This window comes from Chitinophaga sp. SVR4-12A (assembly GCF_056754765.1).
Genome location: NZ_JBPGWP010000001.1, coordinates 5,187,096 through 5,211,032 on the forward strand (window position 1 = coordinate 5,187,096; position 23,937 = coordinate 5,211,032).

The 23,937-nt window shown below is 49.9% G+C and carries 19 protein-coding genes; 9 read left to right on the forward strand and 10 right to left on the reverse strand.

Annotated features, from left to right (window positions below):
• Positions 1 to 40: 40 nt before the first annotated feature.
• Positions 41 to 1,375, forward strand: a complete 1,335-nt coding sequence (locus ACR9Y8_RS21095) for an MATE family efflux transporter (protein ID WP_481215232.1) — start codon at positions 41 to 43, stop codon at positions 1,373 to 1,375.
• Positions 1,376 to 1,473: 98 nt separating this feature from the next.
• Here the strand turns inward: ACR9Y8_RS21095 and ACR9Y8_RS21100 are convergent, their stop codons facing one another.
• Positions 1,474 to 1,617, reverse strand: coding sequence for a hypothetical protein (locus ACR9Y8_RS21100; protein WP_481215233.1), 144 nt, complete (start codon positions 1,615 to 1,617; stop codon positions 1,474 to 1,476).
• Positions 1,618 to 1,751: 134 nt separating this feature from the next.
• On the opposite strand from ACR9Y8_RS21100, the gene ACR9Y8_RS21105 reads away from it, so the two are divergent.
• On the forward strand, positions 1,752 to 2,465 hold the full coding sequence (locus ACR9Y8_RS21105; protein WP_481215234.1) for an RsmE family RNA methyltransferase: 714 nt from the start codon (positions 1,752 to 1,754) through the stop codon (positions 2,463 to 2,465).
• A gap of 162 nt (positions 2,466 to 2,627) precedes the next feature.
• On the opposite strand, the gene ACR9Y8_RS21110 is transcribed toward ACR9Y8_RS21105, so the two are convergent.
• Together ACR9Y8_RS21110 and ACR9Y8_RS21115 are read right to left on the reverse strand one after the other, a co-directional pair.
• On the reverse strand, positions 2,628 to 3,395 hold the full coding sequence (locus tag ACR9Y8_RS21110; RefSeq protein WP_481215235.1) for a TerC family protein: 768 nt from the start codon (positions 3,393 to 3,395) through the stop codon (positions 2,628 to 2,630).
• A 6-nt stretch (positions 3,396 to 3,401) separates the two neighbouring features.
• A complete protein-coding gene (locus ACR9Y8_RS21115; protein ID WP_481215236.1) occupies positions 3,402 to 4,430 on the reverse strand; it encodes a quinone-dependent dihydroorotate dehydrogenase in 1,029 nt (342 codons plus the stop codon).
• Positions 4,431 to 4,599: 169 nt separating this feature from the next.
• Between ACR9Y8_RS21115 and ACR9Y8_RS21120 the strand changes: the two genes are divergently transcribed.
• Complete coding sequence (locus tag ACR9Y8_RS21120; RefSeq protein WP_481215237.1) at positions 4,600 to 7,245, forward strand: carboxypeptidase-like regulatory domain-containing protein; 2,646 nt, start codon at positions 4,600 to 4,602, stop codon at positions 7,243 to 7,245.
• Positions 7,246 to 7,257: 12 nt separating this feature from the next.
• Positions 7,258 to 8,127 carry a DUF4249 domain-containing protein gene (locus ACR9Y8_RS21125; protein WP_481215238.1) on the forward strand — a complete coding sequence of 290 codons (870 nt, stop codon included), beginning with the start codon at positions 7,258 to 7,260 and terminating at the stop codon, positions 8,125 to 8,127.
• Positions 8,128 to 8,149: 22 nt separating this feature from the next.
• On the opposite strand, the gene ACR9Y8_RS21130 is transcribed toward ACR9Y8_RS21125, so the two are convergent.
• Positions 8,150 to 8,401: a hypothetical protein gene (locus ACR9Y8_RS21130; RefSeq protein WP_481215239.1), complete on the reverse strand. Its 252-nt coding sequence runs from the start codon at positions 8,399 to 8,401 to the stop codon at positions 8,150 to 8,152.
• Positions 8,402 to 8,591: 190 nt separating this feature from the next.
• Here ACR9Y8_RS21130 and ACR9Y8_RS21135 point away from each other — a divergent pair, with 190 nt between their 5' ends.
• Both ACR9Y8_RS21135 and ACR9Y8_RS21140 read left to right on the forward strand, forming a co-directional pair.
• Entirely contained in the window at positions 8,592 to 9,521 is a 930-nt protein-coding gene (locus tag ACR9Y8_RS21135) for a DnaJ C-terminal domain-containing protein (protein WP_481215240.1), read from the forward strand.
• A 108-nt stretch (positions 9,522 to 9,629) separates the two neighbouring features.
• Complete coding sequence (locus ACR9Y8_RS21140) at positions 9,630 to 10,088, forward strand: response regulator (protein ID WP_481215241.1); 459 nt, start codon at positions 9,630 to 9,632, stop codon at positions 10,086 to 10,088.
• On the opposite strand, the gene ACR9Y8_RS21145 is transcribed toward ACR9Y8_RS21140, so the two are convergent.
• From ACR9Y8_RS21145 to ACR9Y8_RS21170, 6 genes are all read right to left on the reverse strand, one after another.
• Positions 10,083 to 10,295 (reverse strand): hypothetical protein, encoded by a 213-nt coding sequence (locus ACR9Y8_RS21145; protein ID WP_481215242.1) that lies wholly within the window; start codon positions 10,293 to 10,295, stop codon positions 10,083 to 10,085. The two genes, ACR9Y8_RS21140 and ACR9Y8_RS21145, sit on opposite strands and share 6 nt — an antisense overlap.
• Before the next feature lie 109 nt (positions 10,296 to 10,404).
• Positions 10,405 to 13,551: an efflux RND transporter permease subunit gene (locus tag ACR9Y8_RS21150; protein ID WP_481215243.1), complete on the reverse strand. Its 3,147-nt coding sequence runs from the start codon at positions 13,549 to 13,551 to the stop codon at positions 10,405 to 10,407.
• Positions 13,552 to 13,672: 121 nt separating this feature from the next.
• Positions 13,673 to 13,972 (reverse strand): DUF190 domain-containing protein, encoded by a 300-nt coding sequence (locus tag ACR9Y8_RS21155; protein ID WP_481215244.1) that lies wholly within the window; start codon positions 13,970 to 13,972, stop codon positions 13,673 to 13,675.
• A gap of 80 nt (positions 13,973 to 14,052) precedes the next feature.
• Positions 14,053 to 15,069, reverse strand: a complete 1,017-nt coding sequence (locus ACR9Y8_RS21160; RefSeq protein WP_481215245.1) for an efflux RND transporter periplasmic adaptor subunit — start codon at positions 15,067 to 15,069, stop codon at positions 14,053 to 14,055.
• 3 nt (positions 15,070 to 15,072) lie between these two features.
• Complete coding sequence (locus ACR9Y8_RS21165) at positions 15,073 to 16,326, reverse strand: TolC family protein (protein WP_481215246.1); 1,254 nt, start codon at positions 16,324 to 16,326, stop codon at positions 15,073 to 15,075.
• 481 nt (positions 16,327 to 16,807) lie between these two features.
• Positions 16,808 to 17,602, reverse strand: a complete 795-nt coding sequence (locus ACR9Y8_RS21170) for an SDR family NAD(P)-dependent oxidoreductase (protein WP_481215247.1) — start codon at positions 17,600 to 17,602, stop codon at positions 16,808 to 16,810.
• Positions 17,603 to 18,002: 400 nt separating this feature from the next.
• Here ACR9Y8_RS21170 and ACR9Y8_RS21175 point away from each other — a divergent pair, with 400 nt between their 5' ends.
• The 3 genes from ACR9Y8_RS21175 (at position 18,003) to ACR9Y8_RS21185 (ending at position 23,916) form a co-directional block, all read left to right on the forward strand.
• Positions 18,003 to 21,035, forward strand: coding sequence for a SusC/RagA family TonB-linked outer membrane protein (locus tag ACR9Y8_RS21175; RefSeq protein ID WP_481215248.1), 3,033 nt, complete (start codon positions 18,003 to 18,005; stop codon positions 21,033 to 21,035).
• Positions 21,036 to 21,058: 23 nt separating this feature from the next.
• Positions 21,059 to 22,447, forward strand: a complete 1,389-nt coding sequence (locus ACR9Y8_RS21180) for a SusD/RagB family nutrient-binding outer membrane lipoprotein (RefSeq protein ID WP_481215249.1) — start codon at positions 21,059 to 21,061, stop codon at positions 22,445 to 22,447.
• A gap of 140 nt (positions 22,448 to 22,587) precedes the next feature.
• Positions 22,588 to 23,916 carry a hypothetical protein gene (locus ACR9Y8_RS21185; protein ID WP_481215250.1) on the forward strand — a complete coding sequence of 443 codons (1,329 nt, stop codon included), beginning with the start codon at positions 22,588 to 22,590 and terminating at the stop codon, positions 23,914 to 23,916.
• The last annotated feature ends 21 nt before the right edge of the window (positions 23,917 to 23,937 follow it).

Here is a 23,937-nt window from a genome sequence, read left to right on the forward strand (position 1 = left end):
TTTGGAATTCGGAATTTGGGATTTGGTATTTTACAGCATCATGTGGCAAAAGTATAAACCATATTACCAGGACAATTTCCGTTTAGCCTATCCTGTAGTGATCTCCCAGCTGGGACATACCCTGGTGGGACTGTCAGACAGCATCATCATCGGTCATACCGGCGAAGTGCCGCTGGCAGCCGTATCACTGGGTAACAGCATCTTCACCATCTTCCTGGTCACAGGTATCGGCATGTCATACGGGCTTACTCCCCTCATCGCACAGGCAAATGGGCGGGGCAACAAAGCCGAATGCGGCGGACTGCTAAGCCAGAGCCTGATCATCAACCTGGTTACGGGTTTGCTGCTCTGCGCCGTTATCATTACCGGCAGCCATTATATACAGCTGCTGGACCAGCCACCTGCAGTGGTAGCACAAGCCAGGCCTTTTTTGCAGTTCCTGGGGGTTTCTTTCCTGCCATTGATGGTCTATCTTTCTTTCAAGCAATTTGCAGAGGGCCTGGGCTTTACCCGCCAGGCCATGAACATCAGCATTATCGGAAACGTGATCAATATACTGATCGGCATCAGCCTGGTGTACGGTCTCTTTGGCCTGCCCCGCCTCGGGGTAATAGGGGTAGGCATCGCCACGCTGACAGACCGCCTGCTCATGGGCTTCGCCATGGCGGTATACGTGCTGAAAGCGCCCCGTTTCAAACCCTACCTGCAGCAATTCCGTTTTAAAGAGATCTCCCGGGCCACGATCAAAAAGATCCTTGGCATCGGCGCCCCGGTGGCGCTCCAGTATATCTTCGAGGTAAGCGCTTTCAGTGGGGCCGTGATCATGGTTGGCTGGATAGGCGCCAGGGAACTGGCCGCCCACCAGATTGCCATCAGCCTGGCTACCATGACCTATATGATGGCCAGCGGTGTGTCTGCCGCCGCAGGTATTAAAAGCGGTAATTACCTGGGCGCTCAAAAATTCCGGGAGCTGCGCCTTTCTGCCATTGCCAGCTACCATATGGTGCTGGTGCTGATGGGCGCCGCCGCCCTGGTATTTATGGCGGGCAACCACCTGCTTCCCCGTATGTATATCAATGAACCGGACGTGATCCACATCGCCGCCGCCCTGCTGATCATCGCCGCCTTTTTCCAGCTGTTTGACGGCACCCAGGTAGTTGGCCTCGGCATACTGCGGGGTATGGGAGATGTAAAGGTGCCTACTATTATTACCTTCCTGGCCTATTGGGGCCTGGGCCTGCCCATTGGTTATGTGCTGGGCATTCACCTCGGTTTTGGCATCCAGGGCATCTGGTGGGGACTATTGCTGGGATTATTAACCGCATCGGTTTTGCTGTTTGTGCGCTTCCAGGTAAAAACGAAAAAGCATATTTAAAGGTCCTGCCGCTGGTTTACTGCAGCTGACCGCAGTATTAAACCCTTTCATTTCCAATATTTTATCGATGATTTACGGTGTTCGGCCCGGGCGACTTCCTATGTCTGCCCCGGCCACTCCCTATCCAGATCGGCCCGGAATGCACTGCTATAGCGGTCTACACCCCGGATGTCCGGTATATGTCCGGTACTTCCCTGGTACTTGACGGGTAGATGTTCGGTATCTTTAAAGATACCAGACATCTACAACTCATATAGCTAGCAGATACAAATAAATAACAGGACGGTCATAAACATCCGTGCAGGGAATACCTACAACTTCCCCCTATTTTTCCCGAATTTTGCCCAGCTAAAACCGGAAAAAACTAATTTTCAGCATGGAATTACCCGTTTTCTTCGCCAAAGACCTGGCGCCTGACGCCGCCTCTTATGTAATGGACGAACCGACCTCCAAGTACTGCATCCAGGTATTGCGCAGGGAAAAGGGGCAGCAGGTACTGCTGGCTAACGGCCGCGGAAACAAATTCACCGCCCGGATCACAGACGACAACCGTAAAAAGTGTGAGCTACAAATAGAGCAGTGTGAAACGGTACCGGCCCCTTCGCCGGCCCTTCGTATTGCCATTGCATTTACCAAGAATGCCTCCCGCATAGAATGGTTCCTCGAAAAAGCCACTGAAATAGGGGTGTCGGGCATCATTCCCCTGCTTAGCCAGCGTACCGAAAAGGAGAAATTTAAACAGGAAAGGCTGGAAAATATCCTGGTGTCTGCCATGCTGCAGTCGCAGCAATATTACTTACCGGAGCTGTCTGTCCCGGTGACATTTGATAAACTGGTACAGGAAAACAATATCCCGCAACTGTTCATTGCGCACTGCTTGCCGGATCAGAAGCTGCATCTGCAGCAGGCCATGCAGGCAGGCAAAGATACGTTGCTACTAATAGGCCCTGAAGGGGATTTTACCCCGGCCGAAATAAGTTTGGCTTTAGAAAAGGGTTTCCGGCCGGTGTCATTGGGGAATACGAGATTGAGAACGGAAACGGCAGGGGTAGTAGCGTGTACATTAATGAATGCGGTTAACAGCTTGTAACGGTTTGAGGTTTGAAGTTTGAGGTTTGAGGTTGGTTAAACGTTTGAAGTTCAGAACAGTTATGCTGAGCCAGGATACTAGCCATCAACCTCTAACTTCTAACTAACTTCAAACCTCAAACTTCAAACCTCAAACTTCAAACTTCAAACTTCAAACCTCAAATTATTCTTTCACCTTCGGCTCCCTCAGCTCCACCGGCTTCGCCACCTTCTTCCGCATCGCCATATTCAGCAGCTCCACGGCAAAAGAGAACGCCATAGCAAAGTATACGTAATTCTTCAGCTGTAATTCATGTGCCTTTTCCGCACTCCAGCCTTCAATGATCAGGATGGCGCCTACCATCACCAGGAAGGAGAGGGCCAGCATTTTCAGGGTAGGGTGTTTGTGAATGAAATCACTGATGCGGGGAGCAAACAGGAACATTACGATCATGGCGATGATCACGGCAACGATCATGATGGGGATATGCTGGGCCAGGCCCACAGCGGTAATGATACTGTCAAAAGAGAACACCATATCAATAATGATGATCTGGCCTACCACGTTCAGCAGGGTGGCGCCTTTCTGGCCACCGCCTTTGATGGTCACTTCTTCCTCCCCTTCCAGTTTATGGTGGATCTCGCGGGTGGTCTTTACCAGGAGGAAAAGGCCGCCGCCCAGCATGATCAGGTCACGCAGGCTGAAGCCGTGGCTACCCAAAAAGAAAATGGGGTCTTTGGCGCGCACGATGTAGCCGATGCACAGCAGCAGGATGATACGTACCCCGATGCCGGTGAACATCCAGATACGGCGGGCCTGCAGGCGTTTGGCTTCAGGCAGCCGGTTCATGACAATAGATACAAAAATAACGTTGTCTATACCCAGTACAATTTCCATCAGCACCAGGGTTAATAAGCTGATGAGCGATTCCGTAGTGAACAAGTGTTCCATGATAATTTATTTGTTAGCTAAACCTGCGCAAATTTTCTTTACAATGGTAGGCCCTTCATATATGAACCCGGTGTAAACCTGTACAAGTACTGCACCAGCCTCCAGTTTTTCCCGCGCATCCGCAGCGGTGAACACACCGCCGGCAGCAATAATGGGGATCTTTTTGCCGGAGCGTTCATGAATGTATCTGATCACTGCGGTCGATTTGTCTTTTACGGGCAGCCCACTCAATCCGCCGGCGCCTATATTGGCTACCTCTTCTGCGGGCGTTTGCAATCCTTCCCGGCTGATGGTAGTATTGGTGGCCACAATTCCGGCGAGGCCGGTTTCCTGCACGATCTCGATAATATCGTCCAGCTGCTCGTGGTTGAGGTCAGGTGCTATTTTCAGCAGTATAGGTTTGGGTTTACTTTTTTGTGTGTTCAGCAGCTGCAGGTGATGCAGCAGCTGTTTAAGCGGTTCTTTTTCCTGCAGGGCACGCAGGTTGGGGGTATTGGGCGAGCTTACATTCACCACAAAATAATCCACTACGTCAAACAGGGCGTGAAAGCACTTTTCGTAGTCGCTGACAGCTTCTTCGTTGGGAGTCTGTTTGTTTTTGCCGATGTTACCGCCGATGATGATGCCGGATTTACGTTTCTGCAGTCTTTTGGCGGCGGCAACGGCGCCTTCATTGTTAAAGCCCATACGATTGATCAGCGCCTGGTCTGCCGGCAGGCGGAAAAGGCGGGGTTGATCATTACCAGGCTGCGGCAGGGGCGTCACGGTACCGATCTCCACGAATCCAAACCCGAGGCTGGCCAGTTCGTCGGTATACTTAGCATCTTTGTCAAAGCCCGCTGCCAGGCCGATAGGATTACGGAAGTGCAGTCCCCATAATTCTCTTTCCAGGCCTTTCACTTTGGTGTTACACCATGCATTTACCAGTTTGCTGCCAAGGGGCAGGCCGTGCACTACTTTGAGACCACGCATTACGCCATGGTGAATATTTTCCGGTGGGAAACGGAACAATAATTTCTTGATAAGATTATACATGTGTGATGCAAATATAGAAAATTAAATGTGTGGATACCGCGATTCCCATGATGCGAATGGAGTAAGAGTCTCGCAATCACGCGGGTAATTACTATTTTTGTCTCCGTGCTGTCCATTAAAAGTGCTGTAGGTAGTCAGAACCGTTGATCATCAAATTATCCCTTCGTTTATGTCTTTTAGCGGAAAACTGTTGCTGGGGATCCTGTTGTGTAGTTTCCCGGTGCAGGTGTTGGGTTGGGACTGGCATACCAAGGTGACGCTGGTATTAAAAGATCAGCCCCTGCTGGTCGCTTGCCAGGTATTGGAAAAAGAATATGGTATCCATTTTTCGTATAGCCGCGACCTGGTAGACCTTTCCCGCCGGGTCACTATCTCCATGCGCAACAAGCCGCTCAGAAAAGTGCTGGCCGCCTTGTTCGAGCCTTACGACATTACGTATAACCGTATAGGCAACCAGGTAGTGCTTACGGTGAAAGTTACGCCCGTGCGTACTATCAGCGGTTATGTGGAGGATGGCCGTACCGGCGAAAAGCTGATTGGGGCCACGGTTTACTGTCCTGCGCAGCAGGCGGGCACCGTTACCAACCAGTATGGTTTTTACAGCCTCACTTTAAAAAAGGATACCAGTAGCCTCGTCACCTCTTATATTGGCTATGTCCCGCAGCGGTATAACCCACCCGCCACCGGCAACCGGCAGGTGAGCATGGCCCTGCAACCCCTGAACAGCCTGCAGGAAGTAGTAGTAAGAGAGAACATGCAGGTCCGTTTGCAGGAGCAGACCCAGATGAGCAAAGTGAATATCCCCGTCAATGATGTAAAGGCCCTGCCTAAATTACTGGGAGAGGCCGACGTGATGCGTACCATACAAAGCCTGCCCGGCGTTACCGGCGGTGCAGAAGGAATTGGCGGCATGAGCGTGCGGGGAGGCAGTCCTGACCAGAACCTGTTCCTCCTGGATGGCACGCCTGTATTTAATTCAGAACATATCTTAGGCATCTTCTCCGTATTTAACCCGGACATCGTAAAGAATGCTTCCCTGTATAAAGGCGCTTTCCCGGCACGCTATGGCGGCCGCCTGTCATCAGTAGTAGACATCTCGATGAAAGACGGTAATATGAAGGAATATCACGGAGAAGTGTCTCTCAGCACCATCGCTGCTAAGTTCATGGTGGAAGGGCCGCTCTGGAAAGATAAAACCTCTTTCATCATCTCCGGCCGCCGTTCTTACCTGGATATACTGGCCAAGCCCTTTATTGACGCAGCATTGGAAGACGAAGGAGAGGACGGCGATGTGTTTGCATTCTTTTACGATGTGAACGTTAAGGTAAATCACATCTTTTCTCCTAAAGACCGCATCTACCTCAGCGCATTCGGCGGCGAGGACGCCGTGATCATAGACCGTGAATATGATAATAGCAAACAGGATACTGCCACAAAGAAATATACAATAAAGAACCACTTCAAACTGGGTTGGGGCAACCTCACCGGTACCCTGCGCTGGAACCACGTATTTAACCGGCAGTTGTTTTCCAATCTCACATTCAACTACTCACAGTATTTCTTTTTAACCAGCTACCGCTACCGGTATGATGACATCAGCATTGATGACAGATCAGACCTGTATGGTAAATATCATTCCCGTATCCAGAACGCGGTAGGTAAGATCGATTTTGATTACCGGCCCAGCCCGCAGCATGCCATTAAATTTGGCTTAGGCGCTACCACGCATATCTTCAAACCGGGCACTTACTTTTTTGAAGATCATTCTGATACCCAGTCTTCACCGGATACTTCTTATAACAACTATAATACCGTAGGTGTTGAAATGAATATGTATGCAGAAGATGACTGGCAACTGGCCAGATCATTGCATCTGAATACCGGTGTGCATGTGGCAGGTTTCCTGGTAGACAAGCGCTTTTATTATTCCATACAACCCAGGCTGGGGCTGCGTTACCTGCTGCCTGCCAACTGGGCGCTGAAGCTGGCCTACACACATATGAGCCAGCCATTACACCTGCTCACCAATAACGGTACTAATCTTCCCACTGATCTGTGGGTACCTTCTACCGGGAAGGTGAAGCCGATGTTATCTAAACAGCTTACGCTGGGCGTGGCCAAAACCACGCACAACGGCGGTTATGAACTGTCGCTGGAGGGATATTATAAAACAATGAATAACGTGATCGAATATACGGAGGATGCGGATGTCTTCAATTCAGCAGGAAGAAACTGGGATGAGCAGGTGATCATCGGTAAGGGACGTTGCTATGGTGCAGAACTGCTGCTGGAAAAAAAGCAGGGCAACACCAGGGGATGGATTGGCTATACCCTGGCCTGGAGCAACCGCACCTTTGCCGAAGTGAATAAAGGCCAGACCTTTCCCTATAAATATGATCCCCGGCACAGCCTGGAGTTTACCTTCGTGCAGCAGCTAGGAAAACATTGGGAATTCTCTGCCAGCTGGCAGTTTATTACCGGTATGCCGCTTACACTGCCTACGGCCAGTTATGAAGGCATCGGCGGATCCAGCCCTTACGAGCCCGGTTTGGAATATCCGTCGCGGATAGATGCCATGGGCCAGCGCAACAACCTGCGAACAGTAGCCACCCACCGCTTGGATGCGGGCATTATCTATAGCAAAAAGAAGAAACACTGGACCAAAAGCTGGAACCTGAGCGTATACAACGTGTATAACCAGCAGAACCCATACTATTATTACCTGAAGACAGATGAGGCGCGGCAGGAAAGATATGTAACCAGGATGACCTTATTACCGATCCTTCCCAGCCTCACGTATGCGATCAAATTTTAAAAGCAAGCGTTTATGCGTATCATCATCGCTGGTATGTTGGCAAGTATATTCCTGTTCACGGCCTGTGAAAAGAGGGCAAACGTGGAGCTGCCTTATGAAGGCGACAAAATAGTAGTGAACACTTTCATCCAGGCAGACAGCCCGGTGTACATCCGTGTAACGCAGAGCCAACCGGCTACCATCCTCAATGATCTCGCCTTCAAAGAATTGGCGCAGGCGCAGGTAACGCTGCTGGAGAACGGTTTGCCGTTTGCACCGCTCAACTGGCAGGTGATAGGCGGCCGCGGATATTTTGTATCAGCTACACCGGCCCGGCCGGGGAAGCGCTACCAGATAAACGTTTCCGCGACGGGGTTGACCGCCGTGAACGGATCAGACACCATGCCTGCACAACCGGATATACGTGATCTCTTTGTGAGAAGAACAGGTAACAGCGTTCGTTTTGTTTTAGCTGATCCCGGCCGGGAGCAGAACTACTACCGTGTACGCATCTACCGGGCAGATACGGTAAATGGCGTGTTGAGCCCTGTGGAAAAACTGGAGTTCAGGGTAGATCCTTCTCTCAGCAATCAATTCGCCGACCTCATGAGCGATACCTACTACAGGGATGTATTGATCAACGATGATCGGATCAATGGCAGCGCCCTGCAGCTGGTGCTGCATACAAGATTCGACGTGAACTTTGACCACCTGATAGCAGAGGTCTGCGCATTAACGGAGGGCGGATATAAATATCTCCGCTCGGTTAACAGCCAGCTGGAAAATAGTCAGGACAGCACCAATGTGCTCGGGCAGGCAGTAAAGGTGTATTCCAACATACAGAATGGCTATGGCATTGTGGCAGGCATAAATGCGAAACGGATTAGCTGCAAAGTGGAGTAACAGGTATTAGCTCGCTTGCTTGTTATTCGCAAATATGGTATCTGTTGATGACCTCGTTGATCTTACAGGAAAACTTCACACATTCTGTGATGATAACGGATTCCAGCTCTTTATAACCAGCCGATTCCAGGTGATAGATCTGCGGATACACTTTCTCTATCATGCTTTTGGTGGCAGCAATCAGGCCGTCCTGCAGGTTGACAAGCTGCTCCTGTTCGTACATCGCTTCCTTATACAGCGGCGATAACGGATTCAAAATTTCGTCCCAATCCATAAGATACAGTTTAAGTTGAATAGCGTTTGTTACAGTCAGAATCGGGCTAGTAATTATAGAACAACGGGCAGCGCATTTAGTTCAGTGGAGGGGTGGTTTTCTTTTCAGCAGAACATAAGGATCATGCTGTTCTCCTTCGGTAAAAGTGACAGCATAAGGGGGGTGGTATACTTATTGATACACCCAGCATATGGACTTCAAAGACTATTACAAAGTATTGGGAGTAGAGAAGAGCGCATCGGAGGCAGACATTAAGAAAGCCTACCGCAAGCTGGCTGTCAAGTACCATCCTGATAAAAACCAGGGTGACAAAGCGGCAGAGGAAAAGTTCAAGGAGATCAGTGAAGCTTATGAAGTACTGGGTGACCCGGAGAAGCGGAAGAAGTATGATCAGTTGGGAGAGAATTACCGCAACTATGAACGTTATGGCGGCCAGTCCCAGGATTTTGACTGGGGACAATGGGGCGCCGGCGGACATACCTATTCGTACCAGGGAAACCCGGAAGACATTTTTGGTAATGAAGGCGGACATTTCTCCGATTTCTTCGAGCAGCTTTTCGGCCAGTTTGGAGGAGGGGGCGGACGCCGTCAGGGCAGGCCACGCAGCAGCCGCGGACAAGACCTGACTGCCACCATGGAAGTACCCCTGGAAGACGCCTATAAGGGCGGTACCCGTCAAATAGTTGTAAATGGCTCGCGCCTGAATGTCAAACTGAACCCGGGCCTGTACGACGGACAGGTGATACGGCTGAAAGGTAAAGGTGCACCCGGCAGGGGCGGTGAGAACGGCGACCTCCTGATCAGCATCAAACTGGCTTCGCATCCCGGATTTGAACTGAAGGGGAAGGACATATATGGCGACGTGGACGTGGATCTTTACACCGCCGTGATGGGAGGCAAATTAACCGTTCAGGGACTGGGTGGTCCGCTGAATATGAACATTCCTGCGGAAACAGACAGCGGGCGGGTATTCCGTTTAAAAGGTATGGGTATGCCGGACTATAACAATGCGTCTCAACCCGGGGACCTGTACCTGACCGCAACAGTACATATTCCTCAACACCTTACAGATAAGGAAAAAGAATTGTTTGCAGAACTGGCCAGGTTACGGAAACAATGATCGCAGTCTTCCAGATAAATTATCATCAAATTTTTTGTCAACTAAGCGAAAAGCGTACTGAGCAACCAACAATTGTTGTAAATTAAGCCTCAAACCTTGAACTGAAAAATGATCATTAACGGGAACGGCCAACAAAGCCGTAAGTGTATTCTGATAGCAGATGATGATGCGGATGACCGGGAACTAATAAAAGTGGCTTTTGAGGAGAATGCCGCAGACGTCGAAATAGCCTTCGTGGAGAACGGAGAGGAGCTGTTGCAGTACCTGCACCGCCAGGGAAAATACCAGGAAGAAGCGCAGTATCCTTTTCCCAGCCTTATTTTACTGGACCTTAACATGCCTAAAAAAGACGGGAGAGAAGCGCTGCGTGCGATTAAGGAAGACACGACGCTGAAATTACTGCCTATTGTTATTCTTACCACTTCTACCGCCGCAAAAGATATTGCAAAATGCTATGAGCTGGGCGTTAACAGCTACATGATCAAGCCCACCAACTTTACGGACCTGATACAATTTGCCGGAATGATCTATTCTTACTGGTTTAATACGGTACAGCTGCCCTTATAGGATCCTTCTGAAGAGATCAGTTTCCCTGGCCCATTCGGCCAGGAAGCTAATCAGAAAATACCCGGCAGCCAGGATCATTAATCCAACACCGGCAATTCCCATTTGAAAATATGCTTTAACACCAAGAATACCTGCTTCACCTGCGGCATAGGAAAGTAAGGCAACCTGCGCACCCACCATGAGAGTAATAAGGGCGGTTCTTTTCATTTAGAAGAGGTTAAAACGTAAAAGGATCACACGAAGATGAAAGGTAGCACTTTTGAGGTATAAAAACAAAGGTGCTTCTTCATAATGTATCCGGTTTTAATGTAAGCCATTACAGCTCAGCCGCTTCTTCCGTTTTCTTTTTGCCCGCCCTGTTTTTCTCCACCCAGCAGTATAAAGGAGGAATGATCAGGGGGGCGAACAACAGCGTGCTGGTAAGACCGCCGATAATAACAGTGGCCAGGGGGCGCTGTACGTCAGAACCGATACCGGAGGAAGTAGCCGCCGGGATCAGGCCCGCGATAGCCACTATCAGGATTGAGAGAATAGCCCTGAGCTGTTCTTTGGAGGCAAGGTATATACTTTGCTGCAGATCGTGATCGCTGTTGAACTTTAAGCGGGTGATGGCCGACACCAGCAGCACGCCCGCCATTACAGAGATGCCAAAGATGCTCACAAAGCCCACCCCTGCCGATACGTTAAAATGATATCCCCTGATGAAGAGGGCAGTGATACCGCCCGCCATGGCAAAGAAGATACAACTAATGGTGACAATAGTATGCGGCATGTTGCGAAACAGCATGAACAACACCAGGAACACCATTACGATCGTGAGCGGGATGGTAAAGGAAAGCTGTTTGCTGGCCCTTTCCAGGTTCTCATATTGCCCGCCGTATATGATAGCATAGCCTTTAGGTACATGCAGCTGTGCGTTGATCTTCCTGCTGATCTCATTTACAAAACCACCCTGGTCGCGGCCGCGTATGTTGGTACGCACGGTGATCATGCGTTTGTTGTTGTAACGGTAGATGTTGGTCTGTCCCTGTACATACTGTATATCCGCCAGCTGGTTCATAGGCACCAGCGCACCGCTGGCGGCCGTTACCTGGAGGTGTTGGATAGCCTCAATGTTACTGCGATCCTCCGGCAGGTAGCGTATCACGATGTCGTAGCGTTTGGTGCCGTCGTATAAGGTGCTGATGGCCTTACCGCCGATAGCCGCTTCGATCATATTCTGTATATCGGCTACGTTGATGCCGAAGCGGGCCGCATTCTCGCGGTTGATGTTGATGGCGATCTGTTCCTGCGGACCTTCCTGTTCAATGTTCACGGATTCGGAACCCTGCATGTGTTTAACAATACCAGCAATGGTATCTGCCTTGGCCCGCATCATGGTCAGGTCGTCGCCTACGATGGAAATGGCCAGATCAGCGGCGCTGCCGGTCACTATTTCCATTACCTGGTCGATGATCGGCTGGCCGGAGGAGAAGTGCACGGCTGGCATGGCCTTTTCCAGGTCGCGCCGTATGTTGGTCACCAGTGTTTTTTTCGAGATGGTATCGCTCCACAGTTTATATTCCTTGAGTCCTACCAGGATCTCATTACGGTTGGCAGGGAAAGGGTCTGTGCCATCATCATTACGGCCGGTTTGCGTGATCACAAAATCTATCTGCGGGTATTTGCTGATGATCTCCCTGATCTTAGGCGCATACTTCGCATTCTCCTGGATGGTGATACCCGCGGGAAAATTGCCACGCAAAAAGATAGAGCCTTCATCCAGCTCCGGCAGGAACTCCGTACCTAAGCGGCTCCCAACCATTATCAGCAGCAGCACTACGGCAAAGCCGCCTATCACGGTAGCTTTAGGCCGCTTCAGCACACGGCGCAGCACATTGCTGTAACTGCGTTCCAGGAAGTCGAGCACGATGTTACGATGTTCTTTCAAAGGCTTTCCTTCACCGCTGAATGCTTTTCTATAGGCAAAGGAAATGAGCACGGGGATCAGTGTCAGCGCTGCCAGCATAGAGCCTATTACCGCAAATGCCAGTGTTAAAGCCATTGGAGAGAACAGCTTGCCTTCCACACGTGTCATCAGCAGGATAGGCATATAAGCCAGGATGATGATGGTAACGGAGAAGAATATCTCACGGCCTACTTCCTGTGCGGAGAGGAGCGTCAATGCGATAATGCCACGCTTCTTCTCTTCGGGGGGCGCCGTCCGGTAGGTTCGTATCAGGTGCTCTGCCATCACGCAGGCGCCGTCTACAATGATACCGAAGTCGATCGCGCCCAGGGAAAGCAGGTTAGCCGGGATACCGGTAAGCCGCATCAGTATGAATGCAAAGAGCAGTGAGAAAGGAATGGTGAGGGCTACTACCAGTGCGCTGCGCAGGCTGCCCAGGAAGAACACCAGGATGATGATCACGATGGATACTCCTTCAAAGAGCGTTCTGCCCACTGTTTCAAGCGAGTGGTCTATCAGGAAGCTGCGGTCGTATAAGGTACGCAGCTTTACGCCTTTGGGCAGCTCATCGTTCTCCAGGTCGGCCATTCGCTGCTTCAGCAGTTTTAATACTTCGCTGGGATTTTCGTAGCGGCGTAAGAGTATGATGCCTTCCACCCCGTTGCTGGAGTTCACGCCCGCGCTTTTAATGGTATAGCCCATTACGCCGCTGGGTGGCGGGGGCGCTATTTCAACGGTGGCCACGTCACGCAGGAACACGGCCATGCCATTGGCTTCCGTGAGCACGATGTTCTCTATATCCTTCTCTGATTTTACGGCGCCGAGCCCGCGTACGGCAAAACCCTGTTCGCCACGGGCGATGATATTACCGCCGGTGTTCTGGTTATTCTTTTGTACGGCATCTACGACGTCCTGCATGGAGATGCCGTATTTACGCAATTTGTCGGGCGATGTGAGTATATGGTATTCTTTCAGCGGGCCGCCAAAGGTGGTAATATCAGCAATGCCGGGTACCTGCAGCAGATAGGGTTTGATCACCCAGTCCTGCAGGTCCCTGATGTCGGTAGGTGTGTAGGAAGGAGGGGCTTCCACCACGTAGCGCAGGATCTCGCCTACGGCGGTGGTAAGCGGCGCCAGTTCCGGTGATACACCGTCCGGCAGTTCTGCAGTGGCCAGGCGCTCGTTCACCTGCTGGCGGGCAAAATAATCGTCGGTGCCATCCTTGAAGGTAAGCTGTACCACGCTCAGGCCAAAGATGGTGCGGCTTCTGCGGTCCAGCACATTAGGCGTATTCTGTAAGGCCCTTTCAATGGGGATGGTCACCTGCTGTTCTACTTCTTCGGCAGCGCGGCCAGGGTATTGGGCAACGATGATGACGTTGGTATCCGCGATATCCGGGTAGGCCTCTATCTTCAGCATGGTGAAACACCAGTAGCCGATGCCCATCAGGGCTATACCCATCAGTATAACCGCCCAGCGGTTCTTCAGAGAAAATATTAATAAGTTCCTGATCATCTATGTTAGTTATCAGTTGTAAGTTGTCAGTTGACAGTCGTTAGTTGACAGTCGTTAGTCATTAGTCATTAGTAACAGAGCGATTACCTACTAACGACTAACCACTAATGACTAACGACTATTAAATGTGTTCCACCTGGTTTACTACTATAAACCCGCTGCTCACTTCTTTGCGTAGTGCTTTCAGCACATTCCTTACTTTCTCTTCTTCGTCGATGAAGGTGATCAGCACAGGCGGCTCATCAAAGCTGAACCAGTTATCAGGCCTTTTCAGGTGGTGATGTACACCGAAGCCGATATGGCCCCTGAAGGCGGTGGCGCCTGCTATCTTATGACGGAGCAGGAAACCCATGATGTATTCATAGAGAGGGTGGGAACCGAATACTTCATCTTTGTCAATGTAAATCTGGGCTTGTAGCATAGCTGTTAGCTTTTAGCTGTTGGCTGTTAGCTGATGGCCGGTAGCTAAATGCTAACGGCTAAAAGCCAGCAGCTGTTTTTTTAATATCCGAAACTGAGACCCTTTAATTGCATCACGCCATTCACTACCACCTGTTCGTTTTGCAAGAGGCCTTTATATACACTTACCCGTTCGCCGATCTGTTGCCCGGTGCTTATTTCTTTTCTTTCAAAGGTGGTAGGGTTGGTCTTTACAAAAACATAGCTGCGTCCCTGTGCAGTGATGAGCGCTGCTTTGTTGATGCTGATATTGCTGCCCTGCGAAACGGCTTTAACAGGGAAGGATACGGTGGCAAACATACCAGCCTTTACCTGGCTGCCGGGGTTGGTGATGCGGATACGCAGCTTCACCATGCGGGTGGTATTATCAATTACATCTGCGACGTTCTCTATTTTGCCTGTCATCGGCATATCCGGGAAGGAGGGCAGCAACACAGTGCAGGTATTGCCTTCTTTCACATTGCTGATCTGTGTTTCCGGGATATCGCAGATCACGTACACGGTACCTGGAACGGCTGCACGTAAAGCGGCGGGCTCAAAACCTCCTGCTTTCAGTTTGGCCTCGTGCTCAATGATAGCGGCCCTTTCATTGGCCAGGTTGGTCTGTTCCATGGAGAGAGCGGCCTGTGCGTCCAGCAGATCCTTACCGGTGGCCGCGCCATGGTTGTAGAGGTCCTGTGTGCGTTCCAGCTCTATCTTCTTTTGTTTGATATTGATATCCTGTATGTGCGCGATGTTCACGAGATGCTGGATGAGTTGTGTATAGCTGCTTTCCAGGTCAGGATTATTAAACAGTACGATGTGCTGCGCGCCTTCCTGTGAGGGCAGTACGGTGGCGGCCACACTGGCGGGGGCATGGAGCTCGCCAGCGAGGGCAGAGTCTCCAGCAGCTTCCGTACGGAAGAACGATGCCATGGCGGTGTCAGGAAAGGCGATACGGCGGCCGTCATCTGTGATGGCAGGCACCGGGTCTACAGCGGCTGGTGTTTCTTTCTTTTTGCGCGAGCATGCGGTAAAGAACAGGCTTGCGGCTAAAAGATATGTTGTTGTCCTCTTCATTGTTTACAGTTGATTAATAAGGCCGGTGGCAAATAGTAGTTGCAGATAGCTTTGATAATAAGATTGCAGCGCATCATAATACAGCAGGCGGGTGTCGTACCAGTTGCGTTGCGCATCCAGGAAATCTATGATGGTAGTGCCTCCGCGGAGGTAAGCATATTTTACATTATCCAGGATCTGTTGGGATTGCTGCAGGATGCCCTGGTACTGCCTGATATTCCGTTTCTGTACTTCGTAGGTCCGGTAGGCGGTACTTACATCTGTCTGCACCTGTAGCTGGGTAGCCTGCAGCTCCTGTTCTGCCTGGGCTTTCTGGATCTCTGCCTTTTTAATCTGTCCCTGGTTGCGGTCAAAGATGGGCACACTGATAGTACCGAAGAAGCCTACATAAGGCACAGAGTTCTGGGGGTTATAGATAACTCCCAGTTCCGGCTGCGGCCATGAAAGGGATCGCTGGTATTTGATATTGCTGCTGCTTTGTTCAATGCTGCTTTTTACCAGCATTACATCGGAGCGGTTCTCGCGGCTCTGGTTAATCAGGCTGTCGAGTGTGGTGGTGGGTAGCAGGCTTTCTACCTGGCTGCTGGTATCGATGTCTACACTGTCGGAAGTCCCGGTGAGCAGTTTCAGTGTTTGCAGTTCATTGTTGTAATCCTGGAAGAAGCTGGTCAGCTGCAGGTTATATTGTTGCAGTAATACCTGCGTGCGTACGAGGTCTGTTTGTGTAATGACCTGGTTCTTATACCGCAGTTCATTGATCTTTACCAGTGTGTCCAGGTTGGCTTTACTTTCCTGCAGGAGGCTGAGTTTCTTTTTCAGCACCCAGGTGTTTACCCAGCTGTTACCAACGTTGAAAGAGAGGTTGCGCAGGTTTTCCTGGTAAGTGTTATTGGCCACTGTTATATTCTGTGTGGCCGTTGCAATTTTATATTTACGTTGCGCCGGCCATTGTATCGGCTTGGTCAACTGCCACCATACCTGGCGGTTCACATTGTCGCTCCACTTGGTGTTGACCGGGAAATGGCTGCCGTCTGCCAGTTGCAGGGTCTGATTATTCAGGTTGGGATTGGGCCGCAGCTTCGCGGTGATCTCATCGGCCTGGGCCATACCGATGTTCATGTATTGTGCTTTTAGTACGGGACTGCTTTGCCGGGCCGTATCTATAGCGGAGGACAGTGTGTACACTGTTTGGGCAAGGGCCCGCCCACCACCGGTAAGCAGCAGGATCACCGCAGCAATAACAATCTTCTGGTTCATGCTAATTGTTTATCCTCGTTTGATATCGATAGCAAAATTGAAAAAGTTAACGGTAGCAAGGGGCTGCTAAAACCATTTTTAAGGCGTTTTTAAGTGTATTTTAAGGTATACAGATACATTAACAAACAGGCGGGGAAAGGGGTTCAAATAAAACAAAGAAACCGCCTGAACAGGCGGTCGCTATCTTAATAATCACGTTATGAAAACCCAAAAACAAACACCTCCTCAGGTGTGAAATCGCTTGATGATAATACAATAATAGGGTTTTCTACTAGTGTGAGTAGTTAATACGCGGTTAAGGATAGTGGTCAGTTGTCAGTTGTCAGTGGTCAGTCGTTAGTCGTCAGTCGTTAGTGGTCAGTGGTTAGTCGTGAGTTGTTAGTTGTTAGTTGGGGCTTACACCGATTGCATTTACTGACGACTACCGACTGACGACTAACCACTGACCACTGACCACTGACCACTATTAACTGCCAACTTTTTAAAAGATCGTCTTTAGCACCCCACCGTCTGCCCGCAGTGAAGCGCCGTTGGTAGCGGAGGAAAGCGGACTGGCAATATAGGTAACAAGGTTGGCTATTTCCGTCACGGTGGCAAAGCGCTGGATAATGGAAGAGGGGCGGATGGTCTTGAAGAACTCTACTTCCGCCTGTTCGGGCGTGATCTGCTTTGTTATGGCCACCTGCCGGATGAACTCCTCCACGCCTTCGGAGCGGGTAGGGCCGGGCAGGATGGTATTGACCGTTACGTCCGTGCTCCGCGTCATTTCTGCAAGGCCGCGGCTTATAGACAGCTGGGCCGTCTTGGTAGTGCCGTAGTGGATCATTTCCTCGGGGATGTTGATGGCGGATTCGCTGGAGATAAAGATGATCCTTCCCCAGTTCTTTTTCAGCATGGCGGGCAGCACGTGGCGTGAGAGCCGTACGCCGCTTAATACGTTTATTTCAAAGAAGCGGGTCCATTCTTCGTCTGTAATCTCGAAGAAATGTTTGGGCTCGAAGATCCCGGCGTTATTGATCAGTATATCTACCTCGGGTAGCTGCTGTACCAGGTGCTGTACTTCATCCGCTTTTGAGAAGTCGGCTGCAATGCCCAATACGCTGCTGCCGGGTACCTGCAGGGAGAGCTTTTCTACCGTCTGGTTCACCTTCTCTGCTGTTCTGCCGTTAATGATCACACTGGCGCCTTCCTGTAGCAGCTGCCGGGCGATGGCAAATCCTATTCCCTGTGTGGAGCCGCTTACAAAGGCGGTCTTCCCTTTTAATTGTAGATCCATTTGAAAATTTATTTTGCCTGCAAAGTTCAGGAGTATATCAATAACAGTAAAATAAGCTGACTGATAGCCTGGTATAAGTTTACTGATAGCCCGAAAAATGATGCCATTACCAGCACACTTTACCAATATTTTGCCTTATTTTAACCAATAGTTGACAAACAGGTTAAGATATGGGCAGTATAAGCCAAGATCATTGAAGTATTTTGTTATAGCAATGAATAATTTTATCCCGTTCCTTATAAGTTTTATTAGCTGGGGAAGGGGAATTCATCATCATTCTTTTTGGAATGGAGGGCAAATCCATTGAAAGTGCTTTATTGCTGTAATGTCTTAGGTACAGCAGGGAGCTGTATATCCCGAACAATGAAAAACGAATAACCAAACTAAAATCTAAATCGTCATGAGTCTTAAGCCGTATTTGCTATGGTGCATAGCAATATTATGCTGTGTGGGTATTGACGCCTATGCCCAGTCTGTTACATTAAAGGGGAAAGTAACAGACAAGAGTGGGAACCCTGTTATCGGGGCTACCATCAAGATCAAGAATAGCGGTAAAGGCACTACAGCCGACGCTGACGGATCATTTGAGATCGCTTATGACGGGACTGCCGTGCTGGTGGCTACTGCTGTAGGTTTTGATCCTGCAGAGGTGACGGTTAGCAACCAGTCGTCTGTTACCATTACGCTTTCCGAGAACAAGAAAGAGCTCAACGAGGTGGTAGTGACCGCCCTGGGTGTAAAGCGCGATAAACGTGTATTGACCTACAGCGCACAGGAGGTGAAAGGCGCCACGCTGGCTGCCGCCAAAGAGCCTAATATTGTGAATGCATTATCCGGCAAAGTGCCTGGGGTGCAGATCACCAGTGCTTCCGGTACGCCGGGCAGCGCTTCAAGGATCGTGATCAGGGGCGCTACTTCTTTCCTTGGAGAGAACCAGCCGCTGATCGTGGTCGATGGTGTACAGATCAATAACGATGAAACGGGCAACCTTACTATGGGGCCTGGTACCAACAGGCTGGCAGATATTGACCCGGCTATTATCGAGAATATCAGCGTGCTGAAAGGTGCTGCTGCTACTGCCCTGTATGGCTCTGCGGGCGCCCGGGGCGTATTGATGATCACTACCAAAAGCGGTATAAGCAATGCTGACAGGAAGCCAAGGGTAGGCATTTCCCAGGACCTTTCTTTTGAAACGCCCTGGTACCCCGAGATCCAGGATAAATATGCACAGGGCGAAAGAGGCCTTTATTATAACGGCGAAGATCAGAAGACCAGCAGTTCCTGGGGGCCGCTGATGGATACCCTGATGATCAATGGACAGCGTGCAAAGAAATACAACCAGCTTAAGGATTTCTTCAGAACCGGCATTACTTCTACCAGTGCGGTAAACGTATCCGGCGGCAATGGCAACGCTGATTACCTGATGTCTTACTCCTATATTAACCAGACAGGTACGGTACCGGAAACAGATTATAAGCGGCATGCGCTCTTCGCGAAGTATAATACCAAAATATTAAGTAACCTGAACAGCACTTTTCAGCTGAATTATTCCAGCTCTACCAATAACAGGGCGCCGGAAGGCTATACGCTGGAAAGCCCGATCTGGACCATTTATACCGCGCCAATTTCATGGAACCCGAAACCGGAGCTGAATCCTGACGGAACACAACGGGTATACCGCTACTCCAGGAACAACCCTTACTGGGCGGTAGAGAATATCACCAACAGGGCCAGGGTGAACAGGTTCATTCCAGTGATCACCTTAAACTATAGCCCGCTTAACTGGCTGACCATCACAGAACGTGCAGGCGCCGATCTTTACACGGAGCAGGATAAATACCTGGAAGCGATTGGCTCCAACTCAAATCCTATGGGCAAAATCATTGAGCAGACCATCAATTTCCGGCAGTTCAATCATGACTTCATCATCAACGCCAATAAAACATTCGGTGATTTTAACGTGAGCCTGTTATTAGGTAATAACGTATACTCTTTATATCGCCAAACACAAAAGGCAACAGGTACAGGCCTGAGCGTGGTAGATTTTGAGAACATCGGTCAGGCATCCAATATTGCCTACACAGAGGAGACGGTCCGCTGGAGAAAGGTAGGCTTCTATGCACAATCCAATATTGACTATAAGCGAATGCTGGTGCTCTCACTGACTGGCCGTTACGATGGCAGCTCCGTATTGTCGCAGGATAACTCTTTCTACCCCTACGGCTCCGTAGCCGGCGGCTTTATCTTTTCTGAGCTGTTATCGCCGGAGCTTTCCAATATCATCAACTTTGGTAAAGTAAGGGTATCCTATGCGGTAGTGGGCAATGATAATGTGCAGCCCTATTCACTGACCACGCCTTATCAGAAACCTGATGGCTTACCCGGAATGGGGCCTATTACTTTCCCTTACCAGGGGCAGTCCGGTTACCTGTCAGCCCAGACCTTGGGTAATCCCTACCTGCGTAACGAGCAGCTGAATGAGTTTGAAGTGGGACTGGAAACAAACCTGTTCAACAACCGCATCGGCCTGGAAGCTTCTTATTTTGACAGGAAGACAAAGAATGGCCTTATCTCCGGTGTGGCCGTTGCATACTCTACAGGTTATACCGGTACGGTGGTGAATTCTGCACAGATGTATAACAAAGGCGTGGAAATACTACTGAACGCAAAGCCGGTAGTGAGCAAGGACTTCAGCTGGGATTTCACTTTCAATTTTACCAAGATCAACAACAAGGTGCTGTACATCTATAACAATATGGACCAGCTGGCCAATGGGTTTAATACGATCGTAGTAGGACAGCCCTATGGCGTGATCACGGGTAGCTCCTTTAAGCGGAATGAACAAGGCAAGCTGATGACCGATGAAACAGGCCTGCCTTTTTCTGATGGCAGCCTCAATAATATCGGGAACATTACACCTGATTGGACGGCGGGCCTGACGAACACCCTGCGATATAAACAATTTAGCCTGAGCTTCCTGTTTGACATGAAGAAAGGCGGTGATATACAGAATAACGTAGATGGATATGGCTATTTCTATGGTACGCCTAAGATAACAGAAGACCGGGCAGACAGGGTAGTGGATGGCATCAGTGTGGTAGATAATAAGCCGAACACCATCTCTGTTACCGGTATGGATTATTGGCGCAGGTTGAGTGGTATCACGGAAGCAGTGATCCAGGATGGTACCTTCATCAAGCTGCGTACGGTGAGCTTCAACTATGATTTCGGGAGATCACTGTTCCCAAGAAGCTTCCTGAAGTCGGCTTCCTTTGGTGTAACCGGGCGTAACCTGTGGATCTACAGTCCGCACTTCACCGGTGGAGATCCGGAAACGAGTCCCTTCGGTTCCAATAACTCGTCACAGGGTATTTACTCTTTCTCCACACCGACTTCACGTTCCATCAACTTTTCACTGAAAGCCAGTTTTTAAGCTGGTGCAAAAAACATTAACGGATGAAAAAGATATCATTGATCATAGCTGTTGCAGGATGTGTGTTTGCAGCCAGTAGTTGTAAGAAGTTCATAGATGTGAACAAAGATCCCAACAGGCCGACATCAGTACAGGAATCTGCCTTATTGCCGCCGATCGAAGTAGCGGTCTCGCATGGCTTGTATGGAGGTAATGCCGCTATCATTATACAGGAGTACCTGCAAACTGTTGCGTTGAACCAACCCGTGCCCAATGCAGGCACATATTTCCAGCTGCACACCGATATTGATGTGGACTGGAACGTGCTGTACGCCACCTGCCTGAATAATATGGTAAAGCTGGATGCTATAGCAAAAGCCAACAACAATCCAAATTACCGTGCTATTGCAAAGATCCTGGCCGCTTATACCTGGGGCACCGGTACAGATATGTGGGGCGACATTCCCTTCTCCCAGGCATTGGCTGGCGAGCAACAGTATACCCCCGAATATGATAAACAGGAAGACATCTATAAAGGCATACAGCTGCTGCTGGATAGCGCTATTGCAAATATCGCTGAGCAAGGTGCAAAAGCGCCTGCCGGAGATGATTATTTTTACGAGGGTGATATGAGCAAATGGGAGAAGCTGGCTTATACGCTGAAAGCCCGTTATTACATGCACCTTACCAAAGCGCCCGGCTATAATGCCAGCACGCAGGCAGATCTGGCCCTGGCGGCACTGGAAAAGGGTATGGCCTCCGATGAGGATGACCTGAAATTTCCCTACGCCGGTATTGCGGGACAGGAGAACGTGTGGTACGGTACTTTCCTGCCGAGCTCCACGTTTATACTGGCATCCGGCTTTGTAGATTCGCTGAAGGCACATAACGATCCGCGCTTGTCTAAAATGGTACGGCCCGCCGAAGAAACGGGTTTGTATACCGGCCGCCAGATTGGCCAGGTAGATATTGGCAGCCTGGCGTCTTACTCCATCCCTACCGCTTTTTATCAGGGCCAGGCCGCTAATAATTACATCGTGACCTACCTGGAAGCATTGTTCCTGAAAGCAGAGGCCACTGCTATCAAATCCGGCGCAGCCGCAGCACAGCCCATTTACCAGCAGGCCATTCGCGCCCATATGGAGAAACTGGGCGTGAGCAACGCGGCAATAAATACGTATATCGCAGCAAGAGGAACACTGAGTTCCGGAGACGCTATACGGCTGATCATGACGGAGAAGAAAGTAGCCAACTTCCTGAACATAGAGAATTGGGTAGACTGGAGAAGAACCGGCTATCCTGCCATGACGAAAGTACCGAACGCCTTGTCTGACATTCCGCGGCGCTTACTGTATCCGCAGAATGAGATCATCGCTAATCCCCGTCCGCAGCAGAGCGCAAAGCTTACTGACAAGATGTGGTGGGATCAATAACATACATACACTTTACAATAGTAATAAAGGAGGGGTTGTCCTGTATAAGGGCGGCCCCTTCCTGTTTTTAAAGCGGCAGTTTTTACTATTTTTACGGCCGTTAAAGCAATCAGCGGTAAACCTAAAACTATATTCGCCCAATGGAAATGATCAAGTTTCTAAAGAAAAGTACTGCAGCCTTACTGGTATCGCTAACGGCTATGAGCGTTCAGGCCCAGACCTTCAAAGACGGTAAATTATGGCTGAACGAAGACGGCAGTAACTATTTCAAGCTTACCCTGACATCGCAGGTGTGGATCAGGAATACGGATATGAACCCCGGTACCACCATTAACGGATTTGCAAAGGATAATTTTACCGACATTGGTATCCGTCGTGCCAGGATGCAGGCCTTTGGCCAGATCGCTGACCGGGTGTTCATTTACGCCCAGGTGGGGATGAATAACTTCAATTATTCTGCAGACAGAAAAGCGGGTTTCTTTATACATGACATTACCGGGGAATACGAGGTGGCAAGAAAACATTTGTCGCTCGGCGCAGGCCTCACTGCCTGGAACGGCCTGGTGCGCTTTGCAGCGCCTTCTGTAGGCTCTATTATGGGCATTGACGCGCCGCTCTTTGAGCAAACCACTAACGACGCTACCGACCAGTTCCTCCGGAAACTGAGCCTGTATGCAAAAGGTAAATTCGGCAAGCTGGATTATCGCCTGGTGATGAGCAGCCCTATGTCTATTACTAAATCCGCCGGTTATACGCCCGTTATCGGCAGCAATGCGACTTTCTCTCCCAAGCCTGCTAAAATGCAGTGGCAGGGATATTTTCAGTGGCAGTTCCTGGATGAAGAAGCGAATACTACTCCCTATATGACAGGTACTTACCTGGGCACTAAAAAGGTGTTCAACATCGGCGCAGGCTTCCAATACCAACCAGATGCTATGTGGCGTACCGGGCATAACAATGATACCCTTGAACAGGCCATGCAGCATTTCGCGGTAGACGCATATTACGATGCGCCGCTGAACACAGCAACAGGCTCCGCTATCAGCGCCTATGCCGCTTACATCAATTTCAACTACGGCAATGGCTTTATCCGTAACCAGGCAACTATGAACCCAGGCAACGGTACTACCCGCACTGATATACTGAATGGCAGCGGGAACGGTTATCCTTCTTTCGGAACAGGCAACCTGCTGTACGGACAAGTGGGTTATAAATTCAGGAATGAGCTGATCGGCAAAACTACGCTGATGCCTTATGCCAGCCTGCAATATGCGCATTATGACCGGCTGGCGGATAATATGGCTTTCTGGGATACAGGTATTAACTGGCTGCTGAAAGGACATACTTCTAAACTGACCTTTGCTTATCAGAGCAGGCCTATTTACCAGGTAGTACCGGGTAATCTGCTGGCGGAGGCGGTTGACAGGAAGGGGAGCTTTTTGGTGCAGTACCAGGTGTTTCTGAATTAAATAGAAGTGCCGTATTTTTGG

What these genes read in the sequence shown, in the direction of transcription:
- ACR9Y8_RS21165 (WP_481215246.1), bottom strand. Translation starts at nt 16,326, where the DNA reads ATGAACCAGAAGATTGTTATTGCTGCGGTGATCCTGCTGCTTACCGGT.
- ACR9Y8_RS21150 (WP_481215243.1), bottom strand. Translation starts at nt 13,551, where the DNA reads ATGATCAGGAACTTATTAATATTTTCTCTGAAGAACCGCTGGGCGGTT.
- ACR9Y8_RS21180 (WP_481215249.1), top strand. Translation starts at nt 21,059, where the DNA reads ATGAAAAAGATATCATTGATCATAGCTGTTGCAGGATGTGTGTTTGCA.
- ACR9Y8_RS21125 (WP_481215238.1), top strand. Translation starts at nt 7,258, where the DNA reads ATGCGTATCATCATCGCTGGTATGTTGGCAAGTATATTCCTGTTCACG.
- ACR9Y8_RS21160 (WP_481215245.1), bottom strand. Translation starts at nt 15,069, where the DNA reads ATGAAGAGGACAACAACATATCTTTTAGCCGCAAGCCTGTTCTTTACC.
- ACR9Y8_RS21140 (WP_481215241.1), top strand. Translation starts at nt 9,630, where the DNA reads ATGATCATTAACGGGAACGGCCAACAAAGCCGTAAGTGTATTCTGATA.
- ACR9Y8_RS21175 (WP_481215248.1), top strand. Translation starts at nt 18,003, where the DNA reads ATGAGTCTTAAGCCGTATTTGCTATGGTGCATAGCAATATTATGCTGT.
- ACR9Y8_RS21095 (WP_481215232.1), top strand. Translation starts at nt 41, where the DNA reads ATGTGGCAAAAGTATAAACCATATTACCAGGACAATTTCCGTTTAGCC.
- ACR9Y8_RS21185 (WP_481215250.1), top strand. Translation starts at nt 22,588, where the DNA reads ATGGAAATGATCAAGTTTCTAAAGAAAAGTACTGCAGCCTTACTGGTA.
- ACR9Y8_RS21170 (WP_481215247.1), bottom strand. Translation starts at nt 17,602, where the DNA reads ATGGATCTACAATTAAAAGGGAAGACCGCCTTTGTAAGCGGCTCCACA.
- ACR9Y8_RS21130 (WP_481215239.1), bottom strand. Translation starts at nt 8,401, where the DNA reads ATGGATTGGGACGAAATTTTGAATCCGTTATCGCCGCTGTATAAGGAA.
- ACR9Y8_RS21100 (WP_481215233.1), bottom strand. Translation starts at nt 1,617, where the DNA reads ATGTCTGGTATCTTTAAAGATACCGAACATCTACCCGTCAAGTACCAG.
- ACR9Y8_RS21145 (WP_481215242.1), bottom strand. Translation starts at nt 10,295, where the DNA reads ATGAAAAGAACCGCCCTTATTACTCTCATGGTGGGTGCGCAGGTTGCC.
- ACR9Y8_RS21105 (WP_481215234.1), top strand. Translation starts at nt 1,752, where the DNA reads ATGGAATTACCCGTTTTCTTCGCCAAAGACCTGGCGCCTGACGCCGCC.
- ACR9Y8_RS21155 (WP_481215244.1), bottom strand. Translation starts at nt 13,972, where the DNA reads ATGCTACAAGCCCAGATTTACATTGACAAAGATGAAGTATTCGGTTCC.
- ACR9Y8_RS21135 (WP_481215240.1), top strand. Translation starts at nt 8,592, where the DNA reads ATGGACTTCAAAGACTATTACAAAGTATTGGGAGTAGAGAAGAGCGCA.
- ACR9Y8_RS21120 (WP_481215237.1), top strand. Translation starts at nt 4,600, where the DNA reads ATGTCTTTTAGCGGAAAACTGTTGCTGGGGATCCTGTTGTGTAGTTTC.
- ACR9Y8_RS21110 (WP_481215235.1), bottom strand. Translation starts at nt 3,395, where the DNA reads ATGGAACACTTGTTCACTACGGAATCGCTCATCAGCTTATTAACCCTG.
- ACR9Y8_RS21115 (WP_481215236.1), bottom strand. Translation starts at nt 4,430, where the DNA reads ATGTATAATCTTATCAAGAAATTATTGTTCCGTTTCCCACCGGAAAAT.